The sequence below is a fragment of the Planktothrix sp. genome (genome assembly GCF_046067725.1).
In the GTDB taxonomy this organism is placed as follows: Bacteria; Cyanobacteriota; Cyanobacteriia; order Cyanobacteriales; family Microcoleaceae; genus Planktothrix.
Genome location: NZ_JBJUDF010000193.1, coordinates 14607 through 26953 on the forward strand (window position 1 = coordinate 14607; position 12347 = coordinate 26953).

The window sequence follows — 12347 nt, forward strand, 5'->3', positions numbered from 1 at the left end:
GAATCAACATCGCCAATTGAGATTGACGAATTAAGTTTGATCGGTCTATAGGCCTACACATTGGGGTGATCATATCAGGATCTTTACAGTTGCAGTCGAAGGTTAACACAGCACAAGAGAACGAGTTCCCTCGTTCCCCCTAGCTTAAAATCATCTCCCAACTAAGATATCAGGTTTCATTAGCTAAAAGTTCTATGACTCGATTGAGTTGTACCGAATGGGACGCTTTGAATAACAGCCGATCACCCGGTTGTATTAACGCTTTTAACCGTTCTGCCATTTGCTGATGAGCATCTGAGGTCTGAATATCGACAATTTCCACAAAAGGTAAACCCGCGGCTCCTGTTGCTAAAGCATTGGCTTCTTCAAAATCAGCTAAAATCAATAATCCATCTAAATTCAGTTTCCGTACCTGACGCCCGACCTGTTGATGGAATTCTAGCGATCGCTCTCCTAACTCTTTCATCGTTCCCAAAACAGCAATCTGACGTTTTCCGGGGGTTTCCGCCAGTAACCGTAAGGCAGCTAACATCGATTCTAAACCCGCATTATAGGTTTCATCTAAAATCACCACATCTTCAGACCATTCATAGCGTTTTGCTCGTCCCTCCGGTAACTCCACAGAAATGCCGTTGACAAGGGGTGCATAAAGGGTTTCTGCGGCTATTTCCCAGCCGTAAATTCCTCGTAACACAGCTAATGCAGCTAACAAATTAGAGGCATTATGAACTCCGGGTAACGGTAAAGGTAAATTGACCCCCTCAACTCGTAGGGTTTGGTTATCTATCCATTCTCCCCGCAAATCACCGCCTTCTAACCCATAGGTAATGGTGGTTCCCGACCAAACCGTTGCAGCCGTCTTCATCAACCGGGGTTGATCTTGATTTAAAATGGCGATACTGGTTTTCGGCATTTCGGCTAATAGTTCACATTTGGCTTCAGCAATGGCCTGTTCTGACCCTAATAATCCAATATGGGCCGTTCCCACATTGGTAATTAATCCTAGAGTGGGTTGGGCAATTTGGGTTAATTCAGCAATTTGTCCTCGACCTCGCATTGCCATTTCGATGACAGCAAAATCATGATCTGGTGTGAGTTGTAACAAGGTTTTAGGAACTCCGATTTCATTATTGTAGTTAGCTTGGGTTTTTAACACTTGGCCTTGAGTTCCTAAGACCGCCGCAATTAACTCTTTGGTCGTGGTTTTTCCCACCGAACCCGTAACCCCAATGATGGGAATTTGAAATTGATCCCGCCACCACCGGGCAATTTGTTGATAAGCTTTTAAGGGGTTGAGAACGGGTAAAAGGGGTAAATTCCGGTGAGTTTGGGCAAAATCTGTGGTTACAATGGCTGCAATTGCCCCTTGGTTGATGGCCTGTTCTACGAAATGATGACCATCAAAGTTTTCTCCTTGTAACGCCACAAACACTTGTCCCGGTTGCAAATTTCGGCTATCTGTTGTGATCCCTATCACCGGAGTCGTTAAAGGGAAATCACAGTTTAATGGTGAGTCAATCGCTAGAATATTAACAAGTTGACCGCTAGTGATGAGATTAGACATTCTCTGAATAAGCGTAAAATTAATGATCATCGATCACCCCAAAACCGGGTGTCAAGCCTCGTCCTTTCTTTAACAGGTTTCGTTACCTTTTGGGATAGCGGTTGCTGTTAGAATTAAAACCAGCAGCAACAACCTGAAAGATTAAATTTTTCCAGGTTTTGAGCGTTCTGGGTCGTGCTGACGATTACACTCCCTTATTTCGAGGTGAATAGGCCAGCTTGAGAACCGGCTTTAGCTTGATTGGAACACCCATCTTGTTAAGAGGATTCTTAGAACCCAGAATCTTTCTACTGATTGTGCAGAAAGTTTGAACCCATTATGGTATTATAAAACATCGCTGATTTGATCACCATTTCAATCTAAATGGAGTATAATTTCAGCCTTAATTTTGAAATTAAACCACCAGATAAAAAGGTGATTATTAATCGAAATAACTCCAGGGAGTGTTTTTTATAAGAGCCTTGTGTCATCAATGTTTCAGTTAGTCTGGAATTAAGTGTTAGGATTGCCTTCAAGCTAAAATAGATTTATCCAGGGTGTACAATCTCCACATCCTTCAAACACTGAAAGCGATGAACAACTGAATAAAATTGAGTCAGATTAATTTTTAAATCAATTTAGATTAATTTCATCGTCCTGATGAAATTAAAGTAGGTTTTAAAGTTAGATTTGATCAATAAAATCGCTCCGTTTCTGCTAGTTTATTAGTGTATTGATGGATATTATAGCAATCGCTAAGGAGGTTAGGACATGAATGATGGATATCCTTTTTAAGGGTTCAGCCTCCTCGTCCTTTCTACTGTCTCAATCAAGGCAGGGTAATCCCAGTCCTAAAGATTCCTAATATAACAGTTCCTTCAGTGAATTTATTATAAAAAATAAGAGAAGACTAGAAATTTCTCTTGTCAGGATAAAGGTCAAAATTAGACCTGAAAAACATCAATGAATTTGACCAGAAAAATCAACTCAAATTGAGCAGATGGGTAATCAGAAATGAACAAAAGTTTAGTCAATTCTTTTAATCGATGGACTGTCCGAGAAGAACAAATGATCTATGATCATTTACTGAGTCGTGTAGAAATTGATGAACCAAATCAACTGATAGAGCGACTAAATTTATTGTTTATTGAAGGTTCTGGATATCCAGATATAGAAATCTCCAGAGCTTTAAATAAATTAGTGATTTCTAAATTAGAATCTCAAGATTTTAATTACATTATGAATCGCTGTTGTTATATTTTAATTAATTGCTGGCATACTTCTCCTCAACGGAAAACAGCTATTAATAAATTAATTCAACTTTTTGATGAATCAATCCCTAAAATCCGCAGAGTGTACTCCTATTCAAAATCAGTTCGTCAATTGGGGGATTTAATCTATGAATTTACCAAAAGTGAGCAATATTTAGCATTAAAACGCTTTGCTGCTGTTATTAACCAGCCCACTGAATTAGATTATAATACTCAATCTTCTGAACCTTTGCGAGTTTTAATTCCTCGTTATCCTTACCTGTATAAACACTGTTTACTGAGTGAAGATAGTTCTTATGATCATCAACAAATGATTCAACAAATTCAAGCGCAAAAACAGCGTAAATTTGAAATCGATTTATCTCAATATACTGCCCATCAAATTCGATTAGCAACTATGGCCCGTCGTTTCTCGGTTGAAGAAGCTAAAAAAAATCCGTCTCCTATTGCAAATCCCACCCTTTTAAGCAATCGAGAATTGTTTGCAGCCCTTAAACAATTTGCAGGAAAAGTAGACGGAATCCATACCTATCGAGATTTAGCGCAGAGCTTTCTAGCTCAAACCCAACCCAATCAAACTTTCCGGTCTTTTAAAGAAAATTTCTATGAATATATTACTCCAAAATCCCTTGATTCATCCTATATCCGTAACCAGTTTAACGAAAAATTGTATAAGCAATTACAAAATACTATTCCCCATAGTGATGATGAAAACTTTAGTGAGTTTCTCTTGCTGCGAACCTGTAACCAGATGTTAAATTTTCTGGTGGTTGAAAGTCCACAGAAACCGAATCATTTCGTTTTTATTGATTTAATTGCCAATGTGGGGCCAACGATGACCGTGGGGTTACTCCTCAAAATCGTCTTAATCTGTCGAAAAGTCAAACCCTACCTCGAAAAACGGTTTGCGATTTTATTTAATCATTACGAGTCTTGTTCCCAAGATGGAGTGTTCTGGCTGGTAAAAGTCTTAGAAAATTTGAATGTTGCCTTAAGTACCAATTTTGGAGGCGTTGATTTATCCTTCATCCAATCACCTTGAAAAGACAAAATTGTATTCAGAGTCACTAAACCCAATCAGCGATTCTATGCTATAATCAAAATATTATCTCTTAAAATGAGATAATATAGCCTTAAAAGTCGATAATCTGAATTCAATCGGGTACATAACCTGGACTAAGACGCTACCTCTAGTTACATTAGAACCTAAGTTTAAGCTTCTGTTTTCTGACAAGTGCAGAAATTGATTCAGGCAGATCATCCAGTTAAGGCATTCAGACAACAGTAGTCCCAAATGCTTTTCGCAATGGGTCTTGGGCTGTTGTAGTCCACCCTGTTAGGTTGATTCCTGCATAATCAAGCCAGAGAGATTGGTCAATGGTTTTATCGAAAAATTGGGTTTAAAACCCCTAACTTCTGGTTAGGCTTTGTGTTAAAATTAAATCGGTCTAAAAAACCCGCCCAACTTTGCAGTCGATATACCATCACCGAGATGTGAAACCGAGCCTAAAGGAGAACTGGGGAAGCGGATGTAAGGCAATGGTATCAGTCTACCCTTGAACGCACAAAACAAAACAACAAGATTTCAGCGAGTCGCCGGAGGGCATTCGGAGACTTTAAACGGATGTGGAGAGAAGGTTAGACTTTCTGTAAAGAAAGCGCATCTCAGTGAAGCGTCAACCCATCCAGAATTTAAGCAGTTGTCAATTTTTGACCAACTTAAATAGATGGAATCCCTGCCTGTTCACGGCGGGGCGGATGTCAAAAACTATATTTCCGAAAAATAAATTTTGTCCGAGTTTAAGGTTGGAGTTATTCCATGTCGATTTATGTCGGTAACTTAGCTTATGAGGTTACCTCTGAAGACTTAGGGGAAGTCTTTAAAGAATACGGTAAAGTCAAGCGAGCCACAGTTCCTCAAGATCGAGAAACTGGCAAGTCTCGCGGTTTTGGCTTTGTAGAAATGGTCAATGAAGACGACGAGAAAAGTGCAATTGAAGCTCTGGATGGAGCAGAATGGATGGGTCGTCGTCTGCGAGTCAATAAAGCTGAACCCCGTGATAATAATCAAGGCGGTAAGCAACGCTCTGGGGGAGGCTATCGTAATAATTCTTACTAGAAACAAAATTTAATCAAATCTATAGCGGGTTTTACCAATGGTAAGACCCGCTATTCATTTGTCAAGATAGAAAGAAATAGAGTCTAAAAATTAAGATGAATCTGGATGACGAACTCAATACCACATTGCTCAATTTTACCGACCTGCAAGCGGAATTAAACTTACGCCATGCTCAAGATGCTTTACGAGACATTGTAGACCATCTGGACTTAACCCCCACAGAGCGAGAAGGTTTAGAACCCGATATAGGGGGGTTGCAAAAGATGATGGATAAATTAGACCGTACAGTGGTACAAATTGCCGTTTTTGGCATGGTGGGACGGGGAAAATCTTCAGTTTTGAACGCTTTATTAGGTCAAGAAGTGTTTATTACTGGCCCCATTCATGGTGTCACCCAAACCACCCAAATGCAACAATGGCGAGTGAGTGAGAATTCCTTATCCTCTATTCCGGCGGTTTCTTATCGAATTTCTCAAATTGAATTAATTGATACCCCCGGAATTGATGAAGTGGATGGTGAAACCCGTGAACAAATTGCTCGTCAGGTTGCCCAACAAGCGGATTTATTATTATTTGTAATTGCCGGAGATATTACTCAAGTTGAATATGATGCCCTGTCTCAATTAAGAGAAGCGGGAAAACCGATGTTATTAGTCTTTAATAAAATTGATCAATATCCAGAAGCTGACCGACTAGCAATTTATGAAAAAATTCGAGATGAACGGGTCAAAGAATTATTATCTCCTGATGAAATTGTCATGGCTGCGGCTTCTCCATTAGTGGCTAAAGCCATTCGTCGTCCTGATGGAAGTTTGAGCGCTCAATTAACGCGAGGAGAACCTCAAATTGAAGAATTAAAGCTCAAAATTTTAGAGATTTTAGATCGGGAAGGGAAATCTTTAGTTGCTTTAAATACGATGTTATATGCGGGAGATGTAAATGAAAAATTAGTGCAGCGAAAAATGGAAATTCGAGAACAAAGTGCTAACCACGTGATTTGGAATGGAGTCATTACTAAATCTGTTGCTATTGCTTTAAATCCTCTGATGATGATTGATTTATTAAGTGGAGCAATGATTGATGTGGCGTTGATCTTAACGTTATCTAAACTGTATGGTATTTCAATGACCCAACAAGGAGCCGTTGAATTATTACAAAAAATAGCTTTAAGTATGGGGGGAATTACAGCTAGTGAATTAGTTGCTAATTTTGGTTTAAGTTCGTTAAAAAGTTTATTGGGATTGAGTGCACCCGTTACTGGGGGATTATCCTTAGTTCCTTATTTATCCGTTGCAATTCCCCAAGCAGCGATCGCTGGGGTTTCTTGTTATGCTATTGGACAAGTAACAAAAGCGTATTTAGCGAATGGGGCATCCTGGGGAGAAGAAGGGCCAAAAGCCGTAGTTCAACATATTTTAGAAACCTTAGATGAAACTTCAATTTTAAATCGAATTAAACAAGAATTATGGAATAAAATTAATGTTCAAAACCGGGTTTTAGAACGTTAATTTTGTTTTTTATCGTTAGATTATAACCTCTATTCAATATTTCTAAACTGAGTGGATTGTTAGCTGTTTAACAAAAACAGTTAACAATCCAACTGAGGTTTTAATATGCTAATCCGACTAATTTAGCGCTTAAATCCCACATTTTTTCACCCTTTTGATCATCACTAGCTTGGGGAGAAACCTTTTGAACAAAAGATTTGCGATCTTTTTTCTGACGATTTCCCCAACTCCAATAAACTCCTGATTGTTTATATTCTGGATCAGCAACAACCATGGCTACGCGATCGCCGGATAATTCTTCGCTAACAAATCCCCCGGTAATATACTTTTGAAAAATGGGGAAAATCTTTTGAAAGAGGGGATAATGATTACGGAATAAAGCCGTTGTTGCCACACAACCCGGATACAGAGAAGTAAAGGTAATTCCCGTCGATTCATGGTAACGGCGATGTAATTCTCGCATCGTTAAAACATTACAAACTTTGCTATCTTTATAAGCTTTAACGGGTTCAAAACTTTTCCCGTTAATCATCGTAATCGGATCTTTAAAACCTTGTTCAAATCCTTCAAGATTTCCTAAATCGGGACGAGGAGGAATTTTACCGCCTAACTCATCAGGATTATGGGTAACAGTTCCCAAAATCACCATTCTGCGATCTGGGTAGGAGGAACGTTTCATATCCTCTAACATGACATTGCAGAGGTAGAAATGGGATAAATGGTTGGTAGCTACGGTTAACTCATAGCCTTCTGGACTGCGTAAAGGTTCTTTAATTAAAGGCATATAAATTGCCGCATTGCAGACTAACGCATCCAGGGAGCGACCCAAAGACCGGAAATCGGCAACAAATTGTTTAACACTGGCTAAAGAGCCTAAGTCAATGTGAAGAATTTTATAGCTGTTGGTGGGGATTCCGACCGATTGGGCGGCTTGTTCAGCTTTCGCTAAATTCCGACAAGCCATGACCACATACCACCCTTTTTGGGCTAAGGCTCTAGCGGCTTGCAAACCAACGCCCGAAGACGCTCCTGTAATCACAACTGTGGGTTGATTCGCCATCATGATTCTAACTCAATTAACCATCGTTGACTCTTTCTAGGATCTCATGTTTTACGACAAAAATCAGTCATGAGTCAACAGTTAACAGTTAATAGTTAGTAGTCAAGGGTGAGTATAGCAATTTCTGTAGGGGTTTTCATCCTCTAAAATTTATCAGAAAAATATCAAAGTATTGTTGCTGTTTATAACTTTCTTTCTATTACAATATTGGACAAAAATTACTGAGTATTGTTATAGTTTTGAAGGATTAACTAGAAACGAATCATTGAGGGTTGATCACTCATGAAATTCTTGCTGAACTTAGTTGCTATTATTTCAAGAATAAGGGGTCTGTTACTGACATCCTCTCTCAAACTACTTTTAGCTAAAATTTTAGGAACTGTAATGGAGATTGCTGAGCGTCAAAACGCTCAATTATTATTAGAAAAACAATTGGATAAACAACGATTAGTGATGGAAATGACGAATCGGATTATAGCTTCTTTGCATTTGCCAGTAATTCTGCAAACAACTGTTCATGAAGTGCGACAATTTCTTCAAACTGATCGGGTAATTATTTTTCAATTTTTTGCGAATTTTAAGGGAAAGGTTGTGGTTGAGTCTTGTGGAGAAAATTGGACATCAATATTATCCACTGAAATTTATGATCCCTGTTTTCATCAAAATTATATTGAACCGTTTAAACAAGGATTAGTGACGGCAAAATCTGATATTTATATCGCTGGAATTAGTGAATGTCATCTTGAACTATTGTCAAGTTTTCAAGTCAGAGCCAATTTAGCTGTTCCGATTCTTCAGGATGGAGAGTTGTGGGGATTACTGATTGCCCATCACTGTGAAACGTCTCGCCAGTGGCAGGATTCAGAGATTGATCTCCTCAAACAAATTGCCTCTGGAATGAGTATCGCCCTTAAGCAATCGGCCCTTGTTGAAAAGCTACAAACAGAACTCAATGAACGTCAACAAACCCAACAAACCTTAGCCAAAGAATTGCTGCGAACTCAGACCCTCTTTGATACCTCTTTTGATGGCATTGTCATTATGGATAAAGAAGGCAATGTGCTGGATGCTAATCCCCGCTTTGCAGAAATGCTGGGCTACACACCAGAAGAAATTTTAAGGTTGACGGTTGCTGATTGGGAAGCTCAATTGATCTCCGAAGAACTTCAGCAATTGATGAAAGAAGCGATGATCAATAATCAGGGAATCTTGGAAACTCAGCACCAACGCAAGGATGGTTCCATCTACGATGTAGAAATTAGCTATAACGTTGTGGAGTGGGAAGGAGAAATCCTGCGATTCTGTGTTTGTCGGGATATTAGCCTACGGAAACAAGCTGAAGAAGCATTGAAACGTTCACGGGATGAATTAGAAGAACAGGTTCAAGAACGTACCCAGGAACTTTTGGAAATCAACAACAGGCTGCAACAACGGGAACGAGAATTTAGAACCTTAGTTGAAAATACCCCCGATATTATTACTCGACATGATCGCCAATATCGCTATCTTTATATCAATCCTGCCAGTATCCAACAATCAAGAATTCCAACGGTTGGGTATTTGGGCAAAAAACCCTCTGAGTTGAGCTATCCCAAAGAAATTACCGATTTTTGGGAGGCTTGTTTAGAAAATGTCTTTACAACGGGTAGAATACGGATTGATGAATTTCAAATTGTCAATCTCAATGAAGCAAAAACTTATCAAACCTATATTGTCCCAGAATTTGGGGATGGGGAGTCTGTAGAATCTGTGATTACAATTGCGCGAGATATTACAAAATTGAGAAAGGCAGAAGAGTCAGCTAGACAACTTGCGGAGGATTTGAAACGCTCTAACGAGGAACTGGAACAATTTGCTTATATTGCATCCCACGATTTACAGGAACCGTTGCGGGCTGTTGCTAGTTTTACCCAAATGTTAGCAAAACGATATCGGGGACAACTCGATAGTAAAGCGGATACTTACATTGAGTTTATTATCGATGGTGCAACTCGAATGCAGCAGATGATTCAAGATTTACTCAGCTATTCCCGCGTTGGTCGTACTGAACTAAAATTGCAATCGGTTGATTGTAATCTGTTACTAGAACGAGTCAAAAAAGATTTGCAAATCTCGATTAGAGAAACTCAAGCTGTCATTACCGCAGATTCTTTACCCACCATTACTGCAGACGCGAATCAACTCGGAAATCTGCTCCAGAACTTAATTAATAATTCCCTCAAATACCGAAGTGAAACCTTTCCCAAAATCCATATTTCTGCTAAAAAAAATAAACTAGAAGTTCAATTAGAAAATCTGACTCAACCTTCTATGCCAGCACCAACCAAAATTCAAGAGGAATGGCTGTTTTCTATTCAAGACAATGGAATTGGGATCAAACCTCAATATGCAGAACGAATTTTTGGTATCTTTCAACGTTTACACACCAGCGATGAATATCCGGGTACAGGTTTAGGGCTGGCAATTTGTCGAAAGATTCTTGAACGACATGAAGGGCGAATTTGGGTTGAGTCTAATCCCAATCAAGGATCAACCTTTTTCTTTACCATCCCTGTTATCAATTCTACTCAGCATGAGCCTACCTCCTCGTCATGTTAAATCACTGACAATATTATTGGTTGAAGATTCTAAGAGTGATGCTCTATTAATTGAAGAAACCTTAAGTGAAAGCCCATTTTTGGAGCAGTTATATATTGTTCGTGATGGTGTTGAAGCGACTGATTTCTTATATCATCGAGAAAAATACTCCGATGTTCCTCGCCCAGATCTGATTGTATTGGATCTGAATTTACCCAAGAAAAATGGTCAAGAAGTATTAGCTGAAATCAAAGCAGATGAGAAATTAAAAACCATCCCCGTTGTCATTCTCACCACCTCTTGTAATGAGATTGATATTCTCACGAGCTATCGCCATCATGCAAACTGCTACTTGGTTAAACCCCTGGGTTTAGATCAATTTATCGAGGTCATCAAGTCGATTGAGCTATTTTGGTTTGCTATTGTGAGATTACCCTTTGCTCAGAATTAAATTCTGTTCATCATTTGAGTTCAATGAAGTTAAGTTTGGAAAGTTTAAGACTCAACGATTCCACCTCAAAAGGAATGTTGTGTTACAGACCATTGATCAAAATTAATTGAACCGATAAAATATTATTTGTCGCTCATTCAGAGATCAGCTTTGCTAAAAACTCAATAGTAGATGTTTAAGTTCTTTAATCAATTTTATAAACGTGAGATAATATATGGATGATTACCCTATTACCGTTCTATTAGTAGAAGATAATCTTGCTGATGTCGCTTTGTTAACAGAATTGTTACAGGATGCGGATCTGGAATATTGGCAAATTACCCACGCTAAACGCTTGAGTATTGCCTTAGAATATCTTCAAAATACAACGTTTGATGTGATTCTTCTTGACCTTTCCTTACCAGATTCCCAAGGTCTTGATACGATTGTTCAAGTTCAAAGCCGTGTTCCTCATCTTCCGATTATTGTACTGACCGGGTTACAAGATAAAAGGATTGCTCTACAAGCGGTTGCTCAGGGGGCTCAAGATTACTTGGTTAAAGGTGAAGTTTCATCGGAATTACTTCTCAAAACAGTCGGTTATGCGAGAGAGAGAATCCAGATTTTACAACGGCTTCAAGAAAGTGAACAGCGTTTTCGAGGAATTTTTAATCAAACCTTTCAATTCATAAGTTTATTAAGTCCTGATGGTGTTGTTTTAGATATTAATCAAGCCTTGAGAGATCGGATGGGTTTTCCTGATGAAGTAGTTCTAAACCATCTGATTTGGGAAGCACCCTACTGGAAATTCGTAGAACAATCACAGTCTTGGTTAAAGATGGCAATTCTCAGAGCTTCTGAAGGTGAAACTCTACAAGCAGAACTTCAAGCTTATACTTCTCAAGAAACTTTACAATGGTTAGATTTTTCTATTAAACCTTTAAAAAACGGGAATAATACGATTACTTTATTAATTGCCGAAGGATGGAATATTAGTACGCTGAAACAAGCCGAGGCAGAAATTCGCCAATCCCTCGCTAAAGAACAAGAACTAAACCAGATGAAAAATAGCTTTATTTCTATGATTTCCCATGAATTTCGCACGCCTCTATCATCCATTATTTTAGCGGTTGATTTATTAGAGAATTATAATTTTGCAGAAGACAAAAAGAAAAAATATTATGATCAAATTCGCGGTTCTATCAGTCGAACCTTAGAACTTTTCGATGAAATCTTATTATTAGGTCGAACGGAATCGGGAAAAGTTAAAGCTAAGTATACTTCGTTAGATTTAACAAAATTTTGCTCAGAAATTGTAGAAACGTTTCAGCTTACTAAAGGAAACTCTCATCAAATTATTTTTTCTGTCACTGATGCTTCGATTGTTGCTAAAATGGATACCTGTTTATTAAAACACATTTTGGAAAACTTATTATCCAATGGAATTAAATATTCCCCGAAAGGAGGAATAATTCGCTTTAGTCTTTCTTGCTCAGATCACCACGCTAAATTCTGTATTCAAGATCAAGGAATTGGGATTCCTAAACTGGATCAAGCCAAACTATTTGAACCTTTTCATAGAGCTAAAAATGTTGGGAAAATTAAAGGAACGGGTTTAGGATTAGCCATTGTTAAACGATGCGTTGATTTGCATCTAGGAAACATTCAAGTTGACAGCAAGGAAGGTCACGGAACGACTTTTACTGTGATTCTTCCTCGTCATATTGAAGAACAAGAGAGAGAAACTATCAATGCTTAAGCGGTCTGTTGTGCGGTGACTACTGGCTAACATTTGTTCTAAACTTTGAATAAAACTATCATAATAGTGTTCAAGAAAAC

The 12347-nt window shown here is 38.6% G+C and carries 8 protein-coding genes; 6 read left to right on the plus strand and 2 right to left on the minus strand.

Translation table 11 applies throughout. The features are described 5' to 3' along the window. Nucleotides 1-169 precede the first annotated feature (169 nt). Complete coding sequence (gene murF / locus ACKPEB_RS12145; RefSeq protein WP_408965176.1) at nucleotides 170-1564, minus strand: UDP-N-acetylmuramoyl-tripeptide--D-alanyl-D-alanine ligase; 1395 nt, start codon at nucleotides 1562-1564, stop codon at nucleotides 170-172. Between the two features lie 993 nt (nucleotides 1565-2557). On the opposite strand from murF, the gene ACKPEB_RS12150 reads away from it, so the two are divergent. The 3 genes from ACKPEB_RS12150 to ACKPEB_RS12160 all read left to right on the plus strand — a co-directional run bounded on the left by ACKPEB_RS12150 (nucleotide 2558) and on the right by ACKPEB_RS12160 (nucleotide 6441). Beyond that, nucleotides 2558-3856: a hypothetical protein gene (locus ACKPEB_RS12150; protein WP_408965177.1), complete on the plus strand. Its 1299-nt coding sequence runs from the start codon at nucleotides 2558-2560 to the stop codon at nucleotides 3854-3856. A 777-nt stretch (nucleotides 3857-4633) separates the two neighbouring features. Then, nucleotides 4634-4933 (plus strand): RNA recognition motif domain-containing protein, encoded by a 300-nt coding sequence (locus ACKPEB_RS12155; protein ID WP_408965178.1) that lies wholly within the window; start codon nucleotides 4634-4636, stop codon nucleotides 4931-4933. Between the two features lie 95 nt (nucleotides 4934-5028). After that, nucleotides 5029-6441 (plus strand): GTP-binding protein, encoded by a 1413-nt coding sequence (locus ACKPEB_RS12160; RefSeq protein ID WP_408965179.1) that lies wholly within the window; start codon nucleotides 5029-5031, stop codon nucleotides 6439-6441. Between the two features lie 100 nt (nucleotides 6442-6541). Here ACKPEB_RS12160 and ACKPEB_RS12165 read toward each other — a convergent pair whose 3' ends face one another. Continuing rightward, nucleotides 6542-7501 carry a protochlorophyllide reductase gene (locus ACKPEB_RS12165; RefSeq protein WP_408965211.1) on the minus strand — a complete coding sequence of 320 codons (960 nt, stop codon included), beginning with the start codon at nucleotides 7499-7501 and terminating at the stop codon, nucleotides 6542-6544. Nucleotides 7502-7885: 384 nt separating this feature from the next. On the opposite strand from ACKPEB_RS12165, the gene ACKPEB_RS12170 reads away from it, so the two are divergent. The 3 genes from ACKPEB_RS12170 to ACKPEB_RS12180 all read left to right on the plus strand — a co-directional run bounded on the left by ACKPEB_RS12170 (nucleotide 7886) and on the right by ACKPEB_RS12180 (nucleotide 12267). Beyond that, on the plus strand, nucleotides 7886-10099 hold the full coding sequence (locus ACKPEB_RS12170; RefSeq protein WP_408965180.1) for a PAS domain S-box protein: 2214 nt from the start codon (nucleotides 7886-7888) through the stop codon (nucleotides 10097-10099). Then, nucleotides 10074-10529: a response regulator gene (locus ACKPEB_RS12175; protein WP_408965181.1), complete on the plus strand. Its 456-nt coding sequence runs from the start codon at nucleotides 10074-10076 to the stop codon at nucleotides 10527-10529. Before ACKPEB_RS12170 ends, ACKPEB_RS12175 begins: the two co-directional genes overlap by 26 nt. Nucleotides 10530-10743: 214 nt before the next feature. Beyond that, nucleotides 10744-12267, plus strand: a complete 1524-nt coding sequence (locus tag ACKPEB_RS12180) for an ATP-binding protein (protein WP_408965182.1) — start codon at nucleotides 10744-10746, stop codon at nucleotides 12265-12267. The last annotated feature ends 80 nt before the right edge of the window (nucleotides 12268-12347 follow it).

Bases quoted from the DNA above. Each gene is read 5' to 3' on its own strand.
- ACKPEB_RS12165 (WP_408965211.1), bottom strand. From the start codon at position 7,501: ATGGCGAATCAACCCACAGTTGTGATTACAGGAGCGTCTTCGGGCGTT.
- ACKPEB_RS12175 (WP_408965181.1), top strand. From the start codon at position 10,074: ATGAGCCTACCTCCTCGTCATGTTAAATCACTGACAATATTATTGGTT.
- murF (WP_408965176.1), bottom strand. From the start codon at position 1,564: ATGTCTAATCTCATCACTAGCGGTCAACTTGTTAATATTCTAGCGATT.
- ACKPEB_RS12180 (WP_408965182.1), top strand. From the start codon at position 10,744: ATGGATGATTACCCTATTACCGTTCTATTAGTAGAAGATAATCTTGCT.
- ACKPEB_RS12160 (WP_408965179.1), top strand. From the start codon at position 5,029: ATGAATCTGGATGACGAACTCAATACCACATTGCTCAATTTTACCGAC.
- ACKPEB_RS12150 (WP_408965177.1), top strand. From the start codon at position 2,558: ATGAACAAAAGTTTAGTCAATTCTTTTAATCGATGGACTGTCCGAGAA.
- ACKPEB_RS12155 (WP_408965178.1), top strand. From the start codon at position 4,634: ATGTCGATTTATGTCGGTAACTTAGCTTATGAGGTTACCTCTGAAGAC.
- ACKPEB_RS12170 (WP_408965180.1), top strand. From the start codon at position 7,886: ATGGAGATTGCTGAGCGTCAAAACGCTCAATTATTATTAGAAAAACAA.